General features: G+C 74.9%; 18 protein-coding genes. 8 read left to right on the top strand and 10 right to left on the bottom strand.

The genetic code is table 11. From position 1 onward, the window contains the following. Positions 1-96: 96 nt before the first annotated feature. From ACFPZN_RS25450 to ACFPZN_RS25435, 4 genes are all read right to left on the bottom strand, one after another. Complete coding sequence (locus ACFPZN_RS25450) at positions 97-1,029, bottom strand: diiron oxygenase (protein WP_378284674.1); 933 nt, start codon at positions 1,027-1,029, stop codon at positions 97-99. A gap of 26 nt (positions 1,030-1,055) precedes the next feature. Next, complete coding sequence (locus ACFPZN_RS25445) at positions 1,056-1,673, bottom strand: TetR/AcrR family transcriptional regulator (protein ID WP_378284673.1); 618 nt, start codon at positions 1,671-1,673, stop codon at positions 1,056-1,058. A 67-nt stretch (positions 1,674-1,740) separates the two neighbouring features. Continuing rightward, a complete protein-coding gene (locus ACFPZN_RS25440) occupies positions 1,741-2,568 on the bottom strand; it encodes an SAM-dependent methyltransferase (protein ID WP_378284672.1) in 828 nt (275 codons plus the stop codon). Then, positions 2,553-3,758 carry a cytochrome P450 gene (locus ACFPZN_RS25435; protein ID WP_378284671.1) on the bottom strand — a complete coding sequence of 402 codons (1,206 nt, stop codon included), beginning with the start codon at positions 3,756-3,758 and terminating at the stop codon, positions 2,553-2,555. Before ACFPZN_RS25435 ends, ACFPZN_RS25440 begins: the two co-directional genes overlap by 16 nt. Before the next feature lie 187 nt (positions 3,759-3,945). On the opposite strand from ACFPZN_RS25435, the gene ACFPZN_RS25430 reads away from it, so the two are divergent. Continuing rightward, positions 3,946-6,837 carry an ATP-binding protein gene (locus tag ACFPZN_RS25430; RefSeq protein WP_378284670.1) on the top strand — a complete coding sequence of 964 codons (2,892 nt, stop codon included), beginning with the start codon at positions 3,946-3,948 and terminating at the stop codon, positions 6,835-6,837. Here ACFPZN_RS25430 and ACFPZN_RS25425 read toward each other — a convergent pair. Beyond that, positions 6,834-7,994, bottom strand: a complete 1,161-nt coding sequence (locus ACFPZN_RS25425) for an MFS transporter (RefSeq protein WP_378284669.1) — start codon at positions 7,992-7,994, stop codon at positions 6,834-6,836. The two genes, ACFPZN_RS25430 and ACFPZN_RS25425, sit on opposite strands and share 4 nt — an antisense overlap. Positions 7,995-8,057: 63 nt before the next feature. On the opposite strand from ACFPZN_RS25425, the gene ACFPZN_RS25420 reads away from it, so the two are divergent. Next, on the top strand, positions 8,058-9,248 hold the full coding sequence (locus ACFPZN_RS25420; protein ID WP_378284668.1) for an ROK family protein: 1,191 nt from the start codon (positions 8,058-8,060) through the stop codon (positions 9,246-9,248). A gap of 35 nt (positions 9,249-9,283) precedes the next feature. Here ACFPZN_RS25420 and ACFPZN_RS25415 read toward each other — a convergent pair whose 3' ends face one another. Continuing rightward, positions 9,284-10,273 (bottom strand): serine hydrolase, encoded by a 990-nt coding sequence (locus ACFPZN_RS25415; protein WP_378284667.1) that lies wholly within the window; start codon positions 10,271-10,273, stop codon positions 9,284-9,286. A 754-nt stretch (positions 10,274-11,027) separates the two neighbouring features. On the opposite strand from ACFPZN_RS25415, the gene ACFPZN_RS25410 reads away from it, so the two are divergent. From ACFPZN_RS25410 to ACFPZN_RS25390, 5 genes are all read left to right on the top strand, one after another. Continuing rightward, the gene (locus ACFPZN_RS25410; protein WP_378284686.1) at positions 11,028-11,849 is read left to right on the top strand and encodes an STAS domain-containing protein; all 822 of its coding nucleotides are present in this window, start codon (positions 11,028-11,030) and stop codon (positions 11,847-11,849) included. A gap of 54 nt (positions 11,850-11,903) precedes the next feature. Further along, positions 11,904-13,172, top strand: a complete 1,269-nt coding sequence (locus ACFPZN_RS25405) for a PP2C family protein-serine/threonine phosphatase (protein ID WP_378284666.1) — start codon at positions 11,904-11,906, stop codon at positions 13,170-13,172. A 260-nt stretch (positions 13,173-13,432) separates the two neighbouring features. Further along, positions 13,433-15,640 (top strand): protein kinase domain-containing protein, encoded by a 2,208-nt coding sequence (locus ACFPZN_RS25400; protein ID WP_378284665.1) that lies wholly within the window; start codon positions 13,433-13,435, stop codon positions 15,638-15,640. A 13-nt stretch (positions 15,641-15,653) separates the two neighbouring features. Beyond that, the gene (locus ACFPZN_RS25395; RefSeq protein ID WP_378284664.1) at positions 15,654-17,006 is read left to right on the top strand and encodes a serine/threonine-protein kinase; all 1,353 of its coding nucleotides are present in this window, start codon (positions 15,654-15,656) and stop codon (positions 17,004-17,006) included. Positions 17,007-17,037: 31 nt separating this feature from the next. Then, entirely contained in the window at positions 17,038-18,021 is a 984-nt protein-coding gene (locus ACFPZN_RS25390; protein ID WP_378284663.1) for a DUF418 domain-containing protein, read from the top strand. Here ACFPZN_RS25390 and ACFPZN_RS25385 read toward each other — a convergent pair. Together ACFPZN_RS25385 and ACFPZN_RS25380 are read right to left on the bottom strand one after the other, a co-directional pair. Next, entirely contained in the window at positions 18,018-18,620 is a 603-nt protein-coding gene (locus ACFPZN_RS25385; protein ID WP_378284662.1) for a response regulator transcription factor, read from the bottom strand. The genes ACFPZN_RS25390 and ACFPZN_RS25385 overlap by 4 nt on opposite strands. Beyond that, entirely contained in the window at positions 18,617-19,741 is a 1,125-nt protein-coding gene (locus tag ACFPZN_RS25380; protein WP_378284660.1) for a sensor histidine kinase, read from the bottom strand. Before ACFPZN_RS25380 ends, ACFPZN_RS25385 begins: the two co-directional genes overlap by 4 nt. A 156-nt stretch (positions 19,742-19,897) precedes the next feature. Between ACFPZN_RS25380 and ACFPZN_RS25375 the strand changes: the two genes are divergently transcribed. Then, complete coding sequence (locus ACFPZN_RS25375) at positions 19,898-20,281, top strand: hypothetical protein (protein ID WP_378284659.1); 384 nt, start codon at positions 19,898-19,900, stop codon at positions 20,279-20,281. Here the strand turns inward: ACFPZN_RS25375 and ACFPZN_RS25370 are convergent. Next, positions 20,278-20,811: a hypothetical protein gene (locus ACFPZN_RS25370; RefSeq protein WP_378284658.1), complete on the bottom strand. Its 534-nt coding sequence runs from the start codon at positions 20,809-20,811 to the stop codon at positions 20,278-20,280. The genes ACFPZN_RS25375 and ACFPZN_RS25370 overlap by 4 nt on opposite strands. A 28-nt stretch (positions 20,812-20,839) precedes the next feature. Beyond that, positions 20,840-21,274, bottom strand: coding sequence for a hypothetical protein (locus tag ACFPZN_RS25365; RefSeq protein ID WP_378284657.1), 435 nt, complete (start codon positions 21,272-21,274; stop codon positions 20,840-20,842). Positions 21,275-21,499 lie beyond the last annotated feature (225 nt).

The raw sequence follows: 21,499 nt of genomic DNA, 5'->3' as shown, positions 1-21,499 counted from the left end.
CGTCAATATCAATCCGGGTTAAACCCTGCCGTAACGGGCGGCGCGGTGGGGGTGAGATCTCGCAGGCGACGGGATCCGGTCACGGACCGTGAGCGGTCAGACCGGGACGCCGGACGCGTCGACGGCGCAGGCGCGGCGCCACGCGTACGGGACGCGGCCCGGCGCGAACACGCCCGCGTCGAGCAGCGACTTGAGCACCGACCGGCACGCCTGGCGGCGCAGCTCCACCCGGCGCGGGTCGCGGCGCACGGCCCGCCAGGTCCGCAGCGCGGGCAGCCCGACGGTCCGGTAGACCAGCGGCTGCACCATCATGTCGAACATGACGGCGATCGCGCCCGGGACGATCCAGTGCAGCGCCAGCCGGTCGCTGCGCCGCGCCCTGGCGTAGTGCTCGGCCACGGTGGTGCGGGCGTAGGCGAGGTGCCGCGCCTCCTCCTGCCGGTGGTAGTGGCTGATCCGGCGCAGGTAGTCGTCGGTGTCGGGGTGCTCGGCCAGCAGCCGCTGCAGCAGGTCGGGGACCTCCTCGCCGCCGAGCACCAGGGCGTCCAGCGTGGCGGGGCGGCGCATCAGGTGCGGGAGGGCGCGGCCGCGGGCGCGGCGGGCGAGCCGGCTTTCGAGCGGGTTGCGCTGCCGGGGCTCCAGCTGGCCGATCACGCGGGCGAACAGCCGCGAGTGCCGGGTCTCCTCGCCGATCTCGTGGAGCGCGTAGGTGAAGCGGGGGTCGGTGACGCGGGGCGAGACGGCCAGCCGGAAGGAGAACCCGGCCATCAGGGCGGCCTCGAAGGTGATTCCGAGCCGCAGCATCGAGGCCACCTCCTCGCGGGCGAGCCTGGCCTTCTGCTCGGGGGTGAGGCGGAGGCCGAGCCCGGCCGTGGACAGCAGCTCGTCGGGGACGATCTGCTCCTGGGAGAAGTCGCCGGTGACGTCGGTGTCGGGTTCGATGACCCGGCGCACGGAGGCGGTGTTCAGTCGTTCGACGCGCCTGGTGCGCGCCGCGCGGTCCTTGCGGAGGGTTTCCCTGGTGGCCATCGTGTCGCCTTTCTCCGTGGCGGTGCTCAGGGTGAACGGCTCTGGTCGGGGTCGGGGGTGGGCGCGACGGAGGTGATGATGTGCTCGATGACCGCGGCCCAGGCGGCGGGGTCGGGACGCGGGGTGTCCAGCCCGTTCATGATCAGCGAGCCGAGGACGACGCTCTGGCACAGGTAGGCCAGCGCCACCGGGTCCAGGCCGGGACGGACCGCCCCGTCGCGCTGGGCGCGTTCCACGGTGGCGCGGAACACGCCCAGGCGGCGTTCCAGCCCGGTGGCGATCATCGCCGCCACCGCGGGGTCGCGGCGCGCGGCGGCGAACGACTCGATCAGCATCACCCCCTGCCGGTCGGTGCGGGTGGGGAGCGCCGCCCCCAGCTGGATCATCAGGTCGAGTGCGGTGTCGGTGGAGTCGGTGGCGAACAGCTCGGCGAGCTGGACCGGGACGTGCGCCGCGATGGCGTGCCCGAGCAGTTCGGCCTTGGTGCCGTAGTTGGAGTAGATGGCGCCGACCGACAGCCCGGCGCGGCGCGCGATCTCGCCGGTGCTCGCGCGTTCGTAGCCGCGCTCGCAGAACACCTCGACGGCCGCCTCCAGCAGCCGCTCGCGCACCGCCTCCGAACTGACCCCCGCGATCCTGCCCATGGGTAAAAAATAGCAGCCACTCTTTTTAATGTCACGGGGCGGCGCGAGATGGACCGTCCCGAGGAGGTCAGGGCGTGCGGACGCCCACGCCCGCGTACATGACGGCGGGGCTGGGCGCGCGGGCGCGACCGCCGTTCCGGCGCCACGGCGCCAGCGGCGCCAGGCCGGGCGCCACCGGCTCCAGCTCACCGAAGAACGGGGCGATCTCGGCATGCGAGCGCGGCACCAGCGGGGCCGTGCAGTCCGCCGCGTAGATCCGCGCCGCCTCGGCCACCTCGTCCGGCGCGAAGTCCCCGGTGAGATGGGAGATCACCAGCGCGCTCCCGGGCGCCATCGCCTCTCGCAGCCGCGCCACCGCCTCGTACGGCCCGTCCGCGGTGTCGAGGAACTGCAGCACCGACCCGAGCAGCACCGCCACCGGCCGGTCCCAGTCGATCAGCCCCGGACCGCCGAGCGGCCCCACCGGCCCGCCCGGGTCGCGCAGGTCGTACTGGACGGCCGCGACGCCGCCGTCCCGGGCCAGCAGCGCCCGCGCGTGCGCCAGCACCAGCGGATCGTTGTCGGCGTACACCACCCGGACGCCCGGGTCGTGCCGGACCGCGGCCTCGTGCACGTTGCCGGCGCCCGGCAGCCCGCAGCCGATGTCGAGGAACTGCCGCATGCCGCGTTCGGCCAGCGTGCCCACCGTCCTGCGCAGGAACGCCCGGCTCTCCCGCGCGCCCGCGTCCAGCTGCGGCAGCACCGCCAGCAGCGCGGCGGCAAGGTCGCGGTCGGCCGCGTAGTTGTCCTTCCCGCCGAGCAGGACGTCGGTGACCCGGGCAGGGCTTGCGACGATGCGGGGCCCGAGCTCGCCCACCCTGACGACCTCGCCCACCCGGCTCACGTCGGCGTCCATGTCACCGGCAGCTCGTGCAGGCCGCGCACGGACAGGCCGCTCTTCCAGCGCAGCTCCTCCTCGGGCACCGCGAGGCGCAGTGCGGGGAAGCGGCGCAGCAGGCCGCCGATGGCCTCGTTGAGCTCCAGCCGGGCCAGATGCGCGCCGAGGCAGTGGTGGATCCCGTGCCCGAACGCCAGGTGCGGGTTGCCGTCCCGGTCCAGGGCCAGTTCCTCCGGATCGGGGAAGGCGGACGGGTCGCGGTTGGCGGCGGGCCGCGCGACCAGGACGGTCTCGCCCGCCCGGATCGCCGCCCCGCCCAGCTCCACGTCCCGGGCCGCCACCCGCGGCATCCCGGTGTCGGAGCCGAGCGGCACGTACCGCAGCAGCTCCTCGACCGCCGCGGGCGGCAGCTCCGGCAGCTTCGCCAGCCGTTCCCAGTGCTCACGGCGGGACAGCAGCGTGTAAGTGAGGTTGGTGATCTGCCCGGCGGTGGTCTCGTACCCGGCGACCAGCAGCCCGACGCCCAGTGCGACCAGCTCGTCCTCCGACAGTCCGCCCCCGCCGGGGCCGAGGTCGTCGCGGGCGTGCACGAGCGCGGACAGCAGGTCGCCCGACGGCTCGGCTCGGCGCCTGGCGATCAGCTCGCCCAGGTAGCCGTCCAGGGCCTCGTGCGCCTCCCGCACCTGCTCGGGGGTGTGCGCCGAGACCGACAGGAACGCGTCCGACCAGCCCTGGAAGCGGTCACGGTCGCCGTCGGGGACGCCGAGCAGCTCGCTGATGATCCGCACCGGGAGGGGCAGCGACAGGCTCCGCACCAGATCGGCCGGGGGACCGGCCGCCGCCATCGCGTCCAGCAGCCCGGCGACGACCTCCCGCACGCGCGGGCGCAGCTCCTGGACGCGGCGGTGCGTGAACGCGCGCACCGCGTGCCGCCGCACCCGGGTGTGCTCGGGCGGGTCCATGTCGGTGAGGAAGGTCTCCCGCCGCGCCCCCGCGCCGCGCCCGACCGCCAGCTCCCGGCTGAACACGGGGTCCGACAGGACGCGCCGCGCCTCCGCCCACCCGGTGACCAGCCATCCGCCGGCGCCGCCGGGCAGCCGGACGCGGGTCACCGGCCCGGCCGCGCGCAGCCGCTCGTACGCCGGGTCCAGCTCCAGCCGGTCGCGGCCGAAGTCGGCGACCGAGGGTTCCGGTTCCTTGAGCACCACCCGCCGCACTGTAGGGATCGAAGGTCAGCGAAAGGTCAGCCCGCCGCCGAATGGGCGGGAAAGTCGAGGTCAAGCGGCGAAACGCATGACCGCACCCTTCACAGTCCTGACCCGGCCGCGCAATGGGGCTTGATCCACACCATGCCGCCTCCCTTACCGTGGCACTCCGGCGTCGAATGAAGAGGCCATGGACTTTCGTATTCTCGGGCGGCTGGACGTGCGCTCCGACGAGGGGGAGCCGATCGCGATCTCGCAGCCGCTGCTGCGCGCCGCGATCTGCGTCCTGCTGCTCAAGGCCGACCGCCCGCTGACCTCCGACCAGCTCGGCGAGCTGCTGTGGGACGAGGGCGCCGGCCGCAAGGCGGGGGCGCTCAAGACCGGCATCAGCGGCGTGCGGCGGCTGCTGGCCACCGCCCGGCTGCCGCCCGGCCACGGCGGATACCGGCTGCGGCTGGACGACCACGACACCCTTGACCTGCTGGATTTCCGGGCGCTCGGGGGTCAGGCGCGGGAGGCCGCGGGCCGCGGCGACGACGCGCTGGCCGCCGAGTTGTACGAGCGGGCGCTGGCGCTGTGGGGCGTTCCGCCGCTGGAGGACCTGCCCCGCACGGCCGCGATGTCGGGCATCGTCACCGGGCTGCTCGCCGAGCGCCGCCTGGCCCGCGAGGACCTGGCCCGGGCCAGGCTGGTGCTGGGCGGGCATCGCGAATTGCTTCCCGAACTGCGTTCCTGGGTGGCGGAAGAACCGCTGAACGAGCATCTGTGGGCGCGGTTGCTGCTTGCGCTGTACCGTTCCGGGCACAAAGCGGAAGCGTTACAGGCCTACGATGAGGCGCAGAACACACTGGTCAACGAGACCGGCGCGGAACCAGGGCCTGAACTGCAGCGAATGTGGCATCGGGTGAAGGTCGACGACCCCGAACTCGCGCACCGCGCACAAAAACGTCCGGCCGCGCTGCTCGCGCCGCCGCTCGCCCGCCAGCTGCCGCCCGACATCCGGGACTTCACCGGGCGGGAGGCCGAATGTGGCCGCATCCGGCGGCTGCTGTCGTTCGCGCCGTCGGCGACCGCCCCGCCCATCGTGTGCGTCACCGGCGCACCCGGCCTCGGCAAGACCGCGCTGGCCGTGCACGTCGCGCACCTGGAGGCCGCGTCGTTCCCGGACGGCCAGCTCTACCTCCAGCTCACCGGCGCGTCGTCGGCGCCCCGCGACCCGGCCGTGGTGCTGAACGAGGTGCTGCGCGCGGTCGGCGTGGCCCCGTCCGACATCCCCGACACCCTGGACGAGCGCGCCGCGCTGTACCGGTCGCGGCTGGCCGGGCGGCGCGTCCTGGTGGTGGCCGACGACGCGGCCGGGCCGGAGCAGGTGCTGCCGCTGCTGCCCGGAGCGTCCGGCAGCGCCATCATCGTCACCAGCCGGATCCGGTCGCCGAGCCCGGACGGCGCCCACCTCGTCGACCTGGAGCGGCTGCCGCCCGACGCGGGCGTGCGCATGCTGACCAGGATCGTCGGCCGCGACCGGGTCGCGGCGGACCCGGCCGCCGCCGAACGGATCGTGCACGCCTGCGACGGCTTCCCGCTGGCGGTGCGGATCGCGGGCGCCCGGCTCGCGGCCCGCCCGTCCTGGCCGCTGGCGCACCTTGCCGGGCTGCTGCTGGAGGAGGGGCGCAGGCTGGACCACCTCACCGCCGTGCGCGCCCACATCGAGGCCGCCTACGAGTCCCTGGACGAGCCGTCCCGGCGCGCGTTCCGGATGCTGGCGCTGGCCGGTCCGCACGACGTCGCGCCCTGGGTCATCGAGGTGCTGGTGGGCGACCGGGCCGCCGCCGACGCCGTGGACGGCCTCGTGGACCGGTCGCTGCTCATCACCGTCGGCGTCGACGCGGCCGGGCAGCCCCGCTACCGGCTGCACGACCTGCTGCGCGAGTACGCCGCCGAGCGGCTGGCCGAGGACCCCGAGCGCGAGGCCGCGCTGGAACGACTCACCCTCGGCTGGCTGGAACTCGCCGACGCCGCCGACGCCCGGGTGCCGCGCGACCCGTACTTCCCGGCGCCCACCCGGCTGCACCCCCGGCTCGTGGTGAACGACGACCTGATCGCCCGGCTGATCGAGCCCGACGCCGCCGCCTGGCTGGACAGCGAGCTGGCCAACCTGCGCACGGCGGTCGTCTCCGCCTGCGCCGCCGGCCGCTTCCGGCTCGCCACCGGGCTGGTGTTGCGCCTGGCCGCCCACCTGCACCTGCGCCGCCGCCACGACGAGGCCGAGCATCTGTGGCGGGCGGTGCTGGAGGCGGCCGCCCGGGAGGGCGACACGCTGATCGCCGCGCACGCCAGGCTCCGCGCCGCCACGGTGATCTCCGCCGACCGGAGGCGGCCCCTGGACGCGGTGCCGCTCGTCGAGGCGTGCGTCGCCGACCTGGAGGAGCTCCCGTACTCGCGGGACCTGCCCAGGGCTCTGGGGATGCGCGCGTACGGCAGCCTGTCCCTGGGCGGGCTGGAGGCGGCGCGGCGGGACGCCGAACGGGGGCTCGAACTGGCGCGCGACATCGCGGACCCGTACGCGGCGTTCACCTGCCTGCGCGTTCTCGGTCTCGTCCTGAGCGTGACGGGCCACCACCAGGAGGCGGACAAGGCCGCCACCGAAAGCCTCACCATCGCCAGGGACATCGGCGTCCCCGCCTTCATGGGGCTGGCCCTCTACACGGTCGTCCGCGCGTACCTGACCGCCGGTTCGTACGAGAAGATCCCCGCCCTGTGCGAAGAGGGCCTGCACCTGACCGACGCCATAGGGCACACCCTCGGCGAGGCGTACTTCCATGAGCAGTGGGGCTACGCCCACCAAGGTCTGGGCGAGCACAAGCGGGCCGCGCCCCGCCTCCTCAAGGCCGCCGAACTGTTCGACTCCCAGGAGGCGCTCGCCGCCGGAGCGTCCTGCCGCAGCCTCCTGGCCGACAGCTACCGGGCCCTGGGCCGCCACGAGGAGGCCCGCGCCCAACTGGAATGGTGCCTGGCCGCCTACGGCGAACTCGACGACCCCGAGGCCGAGGACGAGATCCGCACCCGGATGCCGGCCCCCTAGCGTCGGCTCCGCGTCGTTGGCAGGACGCGGCGCAGCAGCAGGACCAGCAGCAGGGCGGGCGCCAGCAGCGCCGCGGCCCGCAGCCCGGCGAGGTCGGCCAGCGCGCCCAGCAGCGGCGGCCCGGTGCCGATCGCGACGCCCGAGGCCAGGGCGCAGCGGGCGGCGGCGCGCACCGGCTGCCCCGGCCACGCCTCCAGTGCCTGCGCGAGGATCAGCGGGTAGAGCAGCGCCACGCCCAGCCCGGTCACCAGCAGGCCGGCGAGCGCGGCGGCGGGCGCCGGGACCGTCCAGAACACCGCGAACCCGGCGGCGGCCACGGCGGGGGCGCCGGCCAGCAGGCGGTCGCGGCCCAGGCGGACGGCCCGTCCCGCCGCGGCCCGTCCGAGCGCCATGCCGAGCACGAACGCGGCGGAGGCGGTGGTGGCCGTCCCCGCCGCCATCCCCTTGACGGTGTGGAGGAGGTCGGCGGCCCAGAACAGCACGCAGAACTCGACGGCGACGGCCAGGACCAGGTCCGTCCACCGGCTCCAGAACGCGCGGGGCGCGCGCCCGGCGGCCGGTGCCGCCCGCGCCGTCGCCGTCGACGCCGTCGCCGCGACCGTGGACCGCCGCAGCAACAGAACGACCGGGATCGCGGCGGCGGCCAGCGGCACCCCCGCGAACGCGGCCCGCCAGCCCAGGTCGTGCGCCAGTGCCGCGCCGACCATGAGCGGCGCCAGGACCGAGGCCGCGCTGGAGACCGCGTTGGCCTCCCCGAGAGCGACCGTTCCCGCCGCGCCGCGTCCGTCCGCGCTCGCGCGCAGTGCCGCCGGGACGAGCTGCACGAGGCCCGCGCCGCCGAGGCCCAGGATCAGCGCGCCGATGCCGGTGCCCGCGCGCCCGTCGCCGAGGGCGAGGACGGCGGCGCCTCCGACCAGGGCGGCCAGGGACGCGGGCAGCGCGTACCGGCCCAGCCGCGCGGCCAGGCGGTGCCCCAGCAGCCCGACGGTGATCAGGCCGAGCGCGAACGCGGACGGGTAGAGGGCGGCCTCGCCGCGCGGGAGCCCGCGCTCGGCGCGCAGTTCGGGGAGGATCGCGCCGAGCCCGGCCAGCAGGTAGCCGAGGCAGCCCATCGCCGCGTACAGGCCGAGGACGTAGGGGGTGCGGAAGGGCCGCATGCGCTCACCTCGACGGTTTATGCTCGTTCGGCGAGGATAAAACGGGGCGCGAGGATTGTCACCATGCAGAAGCAGACCGCCGCGCACCGCGTGCACACCCTGCGCCGCCAGGGCGCGCTGGCCCTGCTGCGGCACGCGCACGCGCACCCCGCCGCGACCAGGGCGGACGCGGCACGGGCGCTGGGCCTCAGCAGCGGCTCGGCCACCGAGATCACCGCCCGGCTCAAGGCGCTGCGGCTCCTGGACGAGACCGTCCCGCCGCAGACCGGCGGGCGCGGCCGCCCCTCGCCCGCCCTCACCGCCCATCCGCGCGGCCCGCTGGTGTGCGCGGTGAGCATCGGGCACGAGCGGTGGCGGACGGCGACGGTCGAACTCGGCGGCCGGGCCGTGGACGGGGACGCGGGACGCAACCCGCCCGGCGGCGCCCCGGCGGTCCTCGGCGTGCTCCGCGCGCGGATCGCGGCGGCCCGCCGCCGGCACGGGCACCGGATCCGCGCCGTGTCGGTCGCCGTGGCGGGCACGCTGCGCGGCACCACGATCGTGCAGGCGTCCGGCCTGAACTGGCACGACATCGCCCTCGAACCGCTGCGCGCCGCCCCCGGCACCCCGCTGCTGGCCGGCAACGACGCGTCCATGGCCGGGCTCGCGGAGGCGCGGCGCGGAGCGGCGGCGGGCGCCCGGGTCAGCCTGCACCTCACGGTCGAGGTCGGCGTCGGCGGCATCCTCATCGTGGACGGCCGTCCCGTCGAGGGCGCCACCGGGGCCGGCGGCGAGTTCGGGCACATGCCGTTCGGCGACCCCGGCCTGTCCTGCCCGTGCGGCGCGCGGGGTTGCTGGGACCTGGCCGTGGACGGCCGCGCCATGGCCCGCGCCCTCGGCCGCCCCGAGCCGCGCGACCCCCGTACCGAGGCCGAACGGATCCTGGCCGCCGCCCGCTCCGACCCGGCCGCCCGCGCCGCCGTCGGCGAGGCGGCCCGTGCCCTGGGACGGGGCGCGGGCGCGCTCGTCAACGCCCTCGACCCCGAGCTGGTGACCCTGTCCGGGCTGGCCACCGGCCTGGTCGCGACCGCGCCGGACGAACTGGACGAGGGCTACACGGCGGCGCTGATGCGGTTCCGCCGCGCCGGCCCGCCGCCGCTGGTGCCCTCGGCGCTCGGCCCCGCCAGCCCGCTCACGGGCGCGGCCGAGGCGGCCTTCGACGCCGTCCTGTCCGACGGCGGCTTCCAGTCCTGGAGCGACGAGACCGAGAGTTGAGCCGGCGCTGACCCCTGCGGCGGAGGCACGCGCGGTCAGCCTTCGTGGCGCCCGGAGCCCTCGGTCTGGACGGCGGCGGAGGCTTCGGCGAGCGCGCGGGTGACGGTCTCGGTGACGTGCTCGATCGCCGCGACGCCCGCGCCCATCGAGGACTGGCGGTCGGACAGCACCGCGATCAGGTACTCGTGGCCGCCGTCCCGGACGTGCCCGACGGAGTTGACCGTCCACGCGCCGCCGTCGGCCTCCCGCGGCAGCCAGCCGTTCTTCAGCGCGCAGTCGCCGCCCTCCCCGGCGGCGGCGCTCACCCCCCACGCCTGCTCCTCCACCACGTCCTCCATCAGGCCGCGGAGGTAGCGGCGGTGCTCGCCGGTGAGCGGGCCGCCGGAGGAGGTGAGCGCGGCCATGAGGCGGACCTGGTCGGACGCGCTGGTCGTGGTCGCGCCCCAGGCCGTGCCGGGACCGGGCTCGGTGCGGCGCAGGCCCAGCTTCTTCACGGCCCGGGCCAGCCCGGGACCGCCGCCGATCCCGTGCCACAGCGCGGTGGCCGCGTCGTTGTCGCTCACCGTGATCGCCCGCTCGGCCAGCGCCCGTTCCGCGGCGGTCAGGGCGCGGTCCTGGCGCTGGGCCTTCAGCAGCAGCGCGGCGACGATCGCGACCTTGACGACGCTGGCCGTGCCGGGCCGGTGCTCGGGGTTGTAGGAGTACGACAGCCCGGTCGCCAGGTCGCGCACCGCCACCGACAGCCGTCCCGGACGGCCGTCCAGGTACCGGTCGAGCGCGCGGGTCAGCTCCTCGCGCCGCTCCCCGTCGAACGAGGGCGACGCCGGGGACGGGCCGGGAACGGGGGTGCGCGAGGTCGTCATGGGAATCGGAACAATACGGGTACGGGCCGCGAAGTCCTCATCATGCATCATCAGGGACACCAGGGGCGCCGCCAGGAGCAGCGCGCACCCCATCGAGATGATCGCGTACAGGACGCGCGGCCCTCGCGGCGGCTCCGCCCACCGGGGCGTCCACGGACTCATGGCCCGGGAGTCTCGCCGCACGGGTGTTACCACCGTGTTAGCCCTCGTGGACGCCCGCCGCCGCGCCACGGCGTCCGCACCACGGGCGGGAATGCGCCGGGCATGCCCGCCCCCAGCGGCGGGCCCGCCGCACCGCGCCTGTGCCGCGCCCCGGTCATCACGGCACAAAACCGCGGAGACCAACGCCCAAACGCAGCGGCGATGACCACGCGGCCAGTCAACAGAAAAGGCCCCATAATTGCCGACCGCGGACGCAGGCATGGCCCACTTTTGCCGCCGGCCGCTCTTTTCCTTGCCGCATTCGGGTAGGACCTTTCAAACGTCGGGATTCCCGGCGGCCGGTGCGGCGCCGGGGGCCGCGCCGACGCGTGATCGGAGGGGGAAGTGCAGGGTGAGGAGAGGCCGGCGCCGGCCGGAGCGGCGCTCGACGCCCTGGTGGCCGGGCTGTGCGCCGACTTCGCCGATGCGCCCGTCGAGCGTGAGACCGTGCGCCGCTGCGTCGAGGACCTGTGGAGCTGCTGCGTGCACCTCGGCATCCGGCCGGAGGCGGAGACGATCGCGGGCCTGGCGCTCTCCCGGCTGGACGGAATCGTCAAGGGAACGCGTTCCAAAGGCCCTCCTCCGACCCCTCGCCGCGCCCGTGTCCATGACGCGGACGCCGCCCCCGCAGCCCTGTCCGCAGCGAGCAGAGAAATGACCGATGAAAAAGACAGCAGTGCCAGGACTGCGCACGGGGAACGCCCGAGGATTCACCGTGCTCGCGCTGCCACCGGAGACCGGATGGCACAACTACTCGGCGATCCGGGAGGCGGTGTCCGAGGCGCTGACCACGCCGTCGGTGCGGGGCCGCGCCGGGCTGGTCGTCGACTTCGGTGACACCGTGCTGCTGGACGCCGCCGGGCTGGTCCTGCTGGCCCGTACCCAGACCCGGGCGAACCTGCTCGGCCGCGAACTGAGGGTGGTGGCGCCGCCGACCGCGCTGCGCACCCGGCACGCCCTGGAGGTCACCGGCCTGGCCGGGATCGTTGAGGTCCACCCCGACCTCATGTCCGCCACCTCCGCACCGCCGCAGAAGGCGCCGCGCCGCCGTCCCGCGACGGGGGCCGCCGCGCACGTGCACGGGTCCGCCGGTACGGGGATCGGCGGCGCCGGCCGCGTGCTGGACGCGATCCGGGCCCTGTACCCCGACGACACCCGGCTGACGACCTACCTCCCGGACGCGGACTTAACGCTCACGGCGGCGGAGTCCGACGACGCCCACGTCCTGGTCGAGGTGGGCGGCGTCCTCGACGACGTCACGGTGAGCCGGCTGGGCGAGACGCTGACGGCGATGATCGAGAAGAACGTCCACCACCTGCGAGTGCGGATGCACGACCGGATCCGGGTGCGGTGCGACCCCTTCCCCGTCCTGCTGGGGATCCGCTGGCGGGCCTGCGCCGAGGGCGGCTGCCTGTCGCTGGTGAACCCGCCGCCGCGGCTGCGGCAGATCGTCGACAGGGAGGGGCTGCGGTCGGCCTTCCAGTCGTGCGGGCTGCTGGCCGCCACCGCGGCGCCGGCCCTGAGCCCGGTCCCCTGAGCAGGCGTCGGGGCGTCCCGGCCGGGTAGGGGCGGGACGGGGGAGGCGACCGGGATGGACACGGAGAGCGCCCCGGGGCGCGAGCGGATGCTCACCGGGCTGCTCCGCGCCGCCCGGCTGGCCACGCTGGAGCAGCTCCCGAAACTGGTGAACGCGCACGCCGCCGCCGTCGGGCTGACCGACGTGCAGATCTACGTCTCCGACCTCCAGGACGAGGTGCTGTGCCTGCTGACCGGGCGCGGGTACGACGCGGGCCGCGGGGCCGGCGACCGGCCCGCCGAACTGCAGGTCGAGGGCACCGTGGCGGGCCGCGCGTTCCAGCTCGGCCAGATCACGCCCGCCGCCCCGGCCGCGCCCGGCGGTGCCGGCGAGTACTGGATGCCGCTCCTGAACGGCGCCGAACGGCTCGGCGTCCTGCGCGTCACCGCGCTCCCCGGCCCCGGCGGCGGTGAGCCGGCCCGGAACATGCGGGACCTCGCGGACATGGTGGCGCTGCTGGTGGTGAGCAAGCGGGGGGTCAGCGACGCCTACGCGCGGCTGGTGCGGCGCCGCCAGATGAACGTGCCGGCCGAGATGCAGTGGCGCCTGATCCCGCCCACGACGTTCGCCACCGACCGCCTGGTGATCGGGGCCGTGATCGAGCCGGCCTACGAGGTGAGCGGCGACGCCTTCGACTACGGCTTCACCGGCGACATCGTCCACATGGGCGTCTTCGACGCGATGGGGCACGACGCCGCCGCCGGGCTGACCGCCAACCTCGCGGTCGCCGCCGGGCGCAACCACCGCCGCCAGAGCGAGGGGCTGGCCGGCACCGCCGCCCGGATCGAGGAGGTGCTGTACGCCCGGTTCCACGGGGACCGGTTCGCCACCGGCCTCCTCGCGGAACTGGACTGCGGCACCGGGCTGCTCGGCTGGATCAGCCGCGGCCACCATCCACCGGTGATCATCCGTTCCGGCCGGACGGTGATCCTGCTGGAGTGCCCCGACCCGGCGCCGCCGATGGGCATGGGCCTGGAGGCGGACCCGCTGCTGTGCCGGGAGCAGCTGGAGCCCGGCGACCGGCTGCTCCTCTACACCGACGGCATCACCGAGGCCCGCGGCAGCGAGGGCCGCGAGTTCGGGCTGGACCGTTTCACCGATTTCCTGATCCGGCACCACGCCGACGGGCTGCCCGTCCAGGAAACGCTGCGCCGCCTCATCCGGCACCATCTGGACTACCACGGAGGGTGGCTCAACGACGACGCCACCGTGCTGCTCCTGGAATGGCACGGTCCCACGCCCTATCCCGAGGAGCGGGCCGGGGCACTCGCCGGGCGACCCTGATCTTTCCCGGCAGAACCGACATTGGCGTCGCACGTCCGAAAGTGGACGCCGAACGGCCTGAGCAGGCAAAAAGGGTTGACCGTGGAAATGATTGCCGCTGCACTGGTGATGCTCAAAGCGGGCCTTAGCCGGGGCATATCAAAGCAGTTATAGATCGTTTTAACTCCCTCGTTTTCCGGGCCTGCCGTTTCCGCATCAACGCGCACGTTCCACGCGTGCGCGACAAATGATCGTGGTCTTCGCCGACTGGGGGACGAGGGATGAGCGACTGGCGGCTGGACGGGTTCACCGAACTCGGGGTGCTCGGCACCGGGGCGCAGGGCAGGGTCGTGCTGGCCCGCCGCGGCGGCACCGGACCCGTTGTCGCGATCAAGTACGTGACCGGGCGGACGACCCGCGTCCCGACCCGGGACGAGGCGCTGCTCATGGCCTCGGTCGACGACGCCCACGTGGCCCGCCTCTACGAGCTCGTCGAGGGGCCCGAGGGCGTCGCGCTCGTGATGGAGGCGGTCGAGGGCGTCTCGCTGGAGCGGCTGCTGCGCGAACACGGGCGGCCGCTGGAACCCGAGGCCGCGCTGGTCGTGCTCAAGGGCTCGCTGCTCGGCCTCGCCGCCGCGCACCGGGCGGGCGTGGTGCACCGCGACTACAAGCCGGCCAACGTCGTCGTCCAGGCCGACGGCGCCAGCAAGCTGATCGACTTCGGGATCGCGACCCCGGCCGGGCGGGGCGCGCTGACCGGCACGCCCGCCTACATGGCGCCCGAGCAGTGGAGCGGCGAGCCCGCGGGCCCGCCCACCGACGTGTACGCGGCCACCTGCGTCTTCTTCGAGTGCGTGACCGGGCGCCCGCCGTACGGCGGCGACGGCCCCATGGCCGTGATGGCCCGGCACGCCACCGCGCCCGTCCCGGTGGAGGCCGTCCCCGAGGGGCTGCGCGACCTGGTGGCGCACGGCATGGCCAAGGACGCCGCGCTGCGCCCGGCGGAGGCGGCGGAGTTCGTCCGGGAGCTGGAGGCGGCCGCGGCCGAGGAGTACGGGGAGGACTGGGAGCGCCGCGGCGTCCTCCTGCTGGGGTCCGCCGCGGCCGCGCTGGCCGCGCTCTTCCCGTTCGCCGTCGCCACCGGCACGGTCGGAACGGCGGCGGGCGGATCCGCCGGCGGCGGCGGCAGCAGCGTCGCGAGCAGCATGGTCGGGCAGAGCACCGTCGGCGGACGCGCCGCGGGCCGCGCCGGGCGGCACGCGGGCAGGATCGGCCGCACGCAGGTGCTCACGACCGTGGTGGTCGCGTCCGTGGCGGTCATCGCCATGGCCACCGTCGCCCTCGTCCTGCGCACCATGGGAGACGAGACCAAGAGCCCGGTCACGCTCACCACGCCGTCCGCGTCCCCGACGGCGCCCGCCCCGCCGTCGGGGACGCCCTCACCCGGACCGTCCTCACCGGCCCCGACCTCGCCGGCGCCGTCCACGCCGCCGGACGATCCCACCCCGGAAACGGACGGCACCTCGCCACCGCCGCAGGACGGGCGCCTGCCCGGCGGGGTGACGCCCATCCCGGTCGTGTCCACGCGCCCGCCGCCGCCCCCTGCCTGCCCGCCCGTGACACGGCCCGCCGTCTCGTTCGGCACGGTGAGCGTGGGCGAGACGGCCCGCCAGACCATCCCGGTCACCTGGAACCGCTGCCTCGACGCGTCCGGCATCCGCGTCGAGGGCGCCAGGGCGTTCCGGCGGACGGCGACCACCTGCCCGCCCGCGTCCGGCACGTCCTGCACCATCACCGTCGCCTACAGCCCGACGGCGGCGGTGACCGGCGCCACCGGCACCCTGATCGTCCCGGGCCGGAACGGCAGGCCCGCCGTGACCGTCCCGCTGCGCGCCACCGCCGTGTCCTCCGACTGCTTCCCCTACACCTCCGCCCGCGACCTCGGCGCCGCGCCCGTCGGCCGCACCGTGTCGCAGGACTTCACCTACCCGTGGCGGGACTGCGACGCCGAGGGGCAGATGACCGTCGTCGGCGGAGGCGGGCAGTTCGCGGTGACGATGACCTCCTGCCCGCCCCCGGGCGGCGCCGGAGACTGCGGCTTCACCGTGCGGTTCACGCCGCGCGCCGCCGGCCGCCAGACCGCCACGATGGTGATCCCCAGCGACACGGGCGGCAGGGCCGTGAGCATCACCCTGACCGGCACCGGGACGGGCGACGACGGCGAAGGCGAGGGTGACGGCGGTGAGGGGCAGGGCACCGAGACCGAGGGGGCCGCGCCCGCGACCAAACCGTCGACCCCCGGGAAGGGCGCGCCCCCGTCGTCGCCCGACCCCACGCCGTCGCCCACGCCGTCCCCGTCCCCGTCCCCGTCGCCATCGCCGTCACCGGAGCCCGTGACGTCCAAGCCCGACCCCGAGCCGTCCACCGCGGCCCCTGAGCCGGCCCTCGAATCGGCTCCGCAGGCCAAGGCGACCCCGGCCGGAGACTGAGGAACACCACCGGATGGACGAACAGGAGCTGCCCCCTGAGGTGCTGCCTCTCGGCCCGGACGACCCCGCGTCGATCGGGCCGTACGAGGTGCTCGGCTTCCTCGGCGAGGGCGGCATGGGCCGGGTGTTCTTCGGCCGCGCCCCCGACGGCCGGCTCGTCGCGATCAAGGTCGTGCGCGCCGAGCTGGCCGCCGACCAGCCGTTCCGGGCCCGGTTCCGCCGGGAGGCGGCCAGCGCCCTGCGAGTGCCCCGGTACTGCACGGCCGAGGTCCTGGCCGCCGACCCGGACGCCGCCGAGCCGTACCTGGTCACCGAGTACATCGACGGCCCCACGCTGGAGCGGACGGTCCGCGCGGGCGGGCCGCTGCGCGGCGCGGACCTGGAGCAGCTCGCCGTCAGCATGGCCGTGGCCCTCGCCGGGATCCACTCCGCCGGGATCGTCCACCGCGACCTCAAGCCCGCCAACGTGCTGCTGTCCCGGACCGGCCCGCGCGTGATCGACTTCGGCATCGCCGGCGCGGCGGGCGCCACCCGGGTCACCGAGGACGGCAAGATCCTCGGCACGCCCGCCTACATGGCCCCCGAGCAGCTCCGCGCCGACCCGGGCCCTGCCTCGGACGTGTTCGCGTGGGGCGGGGTGATGGTGTTCGCCGCCACCGGCCATCGCCCCTTCGGCGGGTCCACCCTGCCCGCGGTGGCCGCCGCCATCACCTACGACGAGCCCGACCTCACCGGCCTCCCGGAATCCCTGCGCGCCGTCGTGGCCAGGGCACTGGCCAAGTCGCCGCGCGCCCGCCCGGCCCCGTCCGGTCTCCTGGAACTGCTCGGGGTCACCCCCACCCACCCCATGCGGACCATGACCGACGCCCCGGACATCGGCGATCCGTCGGAAGGCCTTCCCGAGGGGTGGGCGCGCTACGTCCCGCCCCCGCCCAGAAAACGGCCACGGCGCCGCGCCTGGAGCCGCGCGCTGTCCCTTCTCACGATCCTCCTGAGCGTCGTCGCCATCGCCGCCGTGGTCGGATGGGCTCTGCAGCGGGACCGTCAGGCCGAATTCCTGGTGACCGACGTGAACGCGCGCACCGACGGCCGGAAAGCGGGCTGCGGCGCCACGGTCGACGTCATCGGAACGATCACCACGAACGGCGCGGGCGGGCAGATCTTCTACCAATGGAAACGCAGCGACCGCAAGAATCCCGACCCGCCCCTCCAGCACGACATGGAAAACGGCCGGGAACGCGCGACCGTCCACCTCCGGTGGGAAATCAACGGGACCGGCAAGCGCACTTTCACCGCGACGCTGACCGTCCTGAACAATCCCGCGCTCCAGGACTCGGCCACGTTCGAATACTCCTGCCGCGAATGAGCCCGGGGCCGTGGGATGTGATCATGGCGGCATGTCGACCGTCAAGGACGCGGAGGGCGGCCCGGTACGGCCGGAGCGGCGGATCGCCGAGCTCGACGCCCTGCGGGGCTTCGCACTGTGCGGGATCATCTTCATCAACATCCCCCAGACCCTGGAGATGTTCGACGACGCCGGGCAACTGCCCGGCGTGCTCAGGGTGTTCTTCTTCGGGCGCTTCTACCCGATCTTCTTCCTGCTGTTCGGCATCGGCTTCGGGCTCTTCCTGCGGTCGGCCCGGCGGAACGGGCTGCGGCCGCGCGTGCTGCTGCTGCGCCGGTTCGCGGCGCTGGGATTCGTGGGCGTCCTGCTGCACCTGCTGCAACCCGGCGAGGTGCTGCTTCCGTTCGCCGTCACCGGCGTGCTGGTGCTGCTGCCGCTCAGCTACGTGGAGGGCTGGGCGGTGCTGGCGCACGGGTCCGTGCTGACGGCCGCCGGCGTGTTCGTGGGGGCCGGCGGGATCGCACTGCTGCCGGGGCTGTTCGCGCTCGGGTTCGTGCTCGCCGAACTGGACGTCCCCGCGACGCTGCGGCGGCGCACGGGACAGCTCCTCGCGCTCGGCGCCGGGGCGGCCGTCACGGGCGCTCTCGCCTGGTGGCTGACCGTGCTGGACCTGCCCGACGCGGCGCGGCTCCGGCTCGGCATGCTGATCCCGCTGTCCATGGCCGCGGGCTACATGGTGCTGTTCCTGCTGGCGCTGCGCACCCCCGCCGGGCCCGCCCTGTCGCGGACGCTGGCCCCGCTGGGCCGCATGACGCTGACCAACTACGTCACCGCCGCGCTGCTGTTCGTACCGATCGGCGGTGCCCTCGGCCTGCGCCACTCAACGGAATGGGGCCTCGCGGCCCTCCTCGGATTCGGCATCCTGGCGGTTCAAGCGGTCTTCAGCCATCTGTGGCTGGGGACGTTCCGCCACGGCCCGCTGGAATGGGCGTGGCGGTGCGTCACCTACTGGCGGCGGCTCCCGATCAGCCGCTAGATCCAGCCCTCCTCCCAGGCCCGGTGCGCCGCCGCGTGACGCGACGAGGCACCGAGCTTGGCCATGGCCGCCGACAGGTAGTTGCGGACCGTCCCGGGCGCCAGCCCGACCTCGGCCGCGATCTCCCCGACCGAGGCCCCCGTCCTGGACGCCCGCAGGACCTGCAGCTCCCGGTCGGTCAGCGGGCAGTCGTCCTCGGTCAGCGCGGACGCGGCGATCTCGGGGTCCACGTACCGGCGGCCCGCCGCCACATTCCGGATGATCTCCGCCAGCCGGGTCGCGGACGTCGTCTTCGGGACGAACCCGCGCACCCCCGCCGCCAGCGCCCGCCGCAGCACCCCCGGCCGCGCGTGCCGCGTGACCAGCACGATCCGGGTGGGCAGCCCGTCCAGGATCTCCTCGGCGGCGCGCAACCCGTCGGCCGGCGGCATCTCCAGGTCGAGCACGGCGATGTCGGGCCGGTGCAGCCGCGCCAGCCGCACCGCCTCGTCCGACGTGGACGCCTCCGCGACCACGGTGAGGTCCTCCTCCAGCGCCAGCAGCGCCGCCAGCGCGCTCCGCAGAAGATCCTCGTCATCGGCGATCAGCAACCGGATCATTCGCCGCCCTCCGCGGGAAGTGTCGCCTCGACCAGGAAACGGCCGCCGTCGTGCCGCCAGGTCAGCTCGCCCGCGGCCGCGTCCAGGCGCCCGGCCAGGGTGCGCAGCCCGGTGCCGCCGTCCGCCGCGTCCGGCCGGGACGCGCCGTCGTTGACCACCCGCAGCCGCGCCACCCCGCCCCCCACCCGGTAGCCGATCTCGGCGCTCCGAGCCTGGCTGTGCCGCAGCACGTTGGTGGTGGCCTCCCGCATCACCAGCCCCAGCAGATGCCGGGTGGACGCGGGAAGGGGGTCGGCGGGGCCGAGATCCATCCGGGCGTCGATGCCGGCCGCGGCCAGGACCTTGGCGGCGTTGGCGATCTCGTCGTCCAGCGTCGTACGCCGGTAGCCCTGCACCACGGCGCGGGTGTCGCGGAGCGCGTCGGCGGCCAGGCGCCGCACCTCCTCCATCTCCGCGGCGGCCCGCTCAGGATCGGCCCGTACGAGCCGCGCCGCCAGCTCGCTCTTGAGCGCGATCACCTGGAGGTGGTGGCCCTGGATGTCATGCAGGTCCGCGGCGAACCGCAGCCGCTCGTCCTTCACCGCCAGCTCCGCCGACAGACCCGCGGTGTCCCAGGCCCACAGCGGCCCGAGCATCGTCCAGACGGTGAACGCGACCAGGCCGGGCGGGAACAGCCACGCGTAGAGCGGCCCGCCGTCCAGCACCACCAGGGCGCCGCCGGGCAGCGGCGCGACGGCCAGCGCGACGCCGACCAGCACCAGCCGGGCCCGCGTGCCCAGGAACGTCGCGGTGATCGCCACCATCATCGCCGGCGCCACCGCCCACAGCCCGTACTCCCCATAGGCCAGCAGGACGGCCCCGAGCACGAGCGCCGCGACCACCCCGCCGACCAGCCACGCCCGGGACAGCGGCAGGAGCGCCAGCCGCCTGCCGAGCAGCACCACGACCGCGGGCACCGCCACCGCCAGCGCCACCGCCCCGACGGCACGCGCCCAGACGGACAACCCTGGATCCAGGAGCCAGTCCCCGGTGAACAGGATCAGCAGCGCGGCAGTGGTGCCCGGCACCGCCCACCACGTGTAGCGGCGCAGACCCGCCAGCCCCGTCCCACGATCCGGCACACCGCCATTCTCGCAGCAGCCACGACCATGACATCCGTCACGCCACCACGTGACCCCCGCACGCCCGCACATGCGGATCCGGCACTACCGGCGGCCGTCCCCGTTCCGCACCCTGGAACCGAACGATACCCCGCCACCGTATACAGGAGGACAGCGATGCGGATTCGGACCGAGACCCGGCACTTCTTTCGCCACTACCTCGAGATGGTCGCCGCCATGTTCGTCGGCATGGCCGTCCTGGGCGGGGCCGTGCGGCTCGCGGGCGTAAACCTCTCGGCCGCGCGCCACCCGGAACTGGTATCCCTGGAGATGGCCTTCGACATGGCGGTCGCCATGATCGTCTGGATGCGCTACCGCGGCCACCGCTGGACGCCCACCCTGGAGATGGCCGGGGCGATGTTCGTCCCCGCGCTCGCCCTGTTCCCACTGCTCTGGACGGGCGTCATCACCGCCGGCTCGCTGCTCATGATCGAGCACGTGGTGATGCTCCCCCTGATGTACGCCCTCATGCTGCTCCGCCGCGAGGAGTACTCCCACTAGGGCCGTACGCCCACCTGGTCCGGAACGACCGTGGGCAGGGCGCGCAGCCACCCGTCCAGATCGTCGGGCCACCAGCGGCCGGCGGTCAGGTGCGACAGGACGTCTCGTACGGCCGCCGCGGTCGCGTGCGCCGGCACGACCCGTGCGGGCGCCGCCCCGGCCAGCACGCCCAGCCACCAGTGACGCCGCGTCTCCGGCATCTCCTCGGGATCGAGCACCACGTAGTAGTCCGGGAGCACGGCCCGCTGCGAGCGCAGCTCGGCCAGGGCCGCCTCGATCGCCACTTCGAGCCCGCCCGGTGCCGCAGCCTGGTCGAAGTACTCCACCCACGCGTCCCCGACCGCGGCCAGCGGATCGCCGTCGTGCACCACGTACGTGGCCGAGGAATGCGCGACCTGTTCGGTCACCCCGGCGGCCCCGCGTTCACCGGCCACCACGGCCCGCACGTTGTGCAGGCCGCCCAGACCGGCCACGACCCGTTCCGCGCCCGCCCCCGCCACCGCGACCACCGTGCTGCTGACACGCCGCATGGGCCGGAGTCTACGACCCGGCCGCCCGTCAGTTGATGGTGAGCCCGCCGTGCACGTCCCTGACCTGGATGGACTTGTCGGCCGACCCGTTGAACACGATGCTGACGCCGTCGTCGGCCACCGTCGTCTCGGACCGCGTCTGCGAGAGGCGGTTGTGGACCTCGGTGCGGAACCGGGGGTCCTCCTCCATCGCGCGCAGGCGCGCCTCCTCGAGGTCGTCGGCGAACCCCGGGTCCTCCTCCATCACACGGCGCAGGACCTCGGCCAGCCTGGCGATCCGGGCGTCGTCGCCGGGGTCGGCGATGGCGCCGCTCAGCGCCTCCTCGTCGTCGGGCCGGCCACGGAACCGGCCGCGCACCTTCCGGCCGAGCGCGAGGATGCCGTCCTTGACGGGCTGGCCGGTGAGCTCGACCGCCTTGCCGGCCGCCGCCGCGGCGATCGCCAGGGTCAACGGGTCTGCCATCGATCACTCCGAACGTGAGGGGCCGGCGGCCGCGGCGCGGTGGGGATCACCGCCTCCGCCGCGAGGGCTGGAGGCCCGCTCGGCGGTACGGCCGTGGATTCATCGAATGCCCGGCACCGCGCCGACGGCACGGCCCCGGGTACCACGTACTCCTATAGCCCCCTCACCTAGAGGCCGCCACACTGGCGCGGTGAACGGCATCAGAACGCAATCTTCCAGGTAAAG

The sequence above is a fragment of the Actinomadura rugatobispora genome (genome assembly GCF_042656285.1).
GTDB lineage: Bacteria > Actinomycetota > Actinomycetes > Streptosporangiales > Streptosporangiaceae > Spirillospora > Spirillospora rugatobispora.
This window is presented reverse-complemented; position numbering and strand designations above follow the sequence as displayed.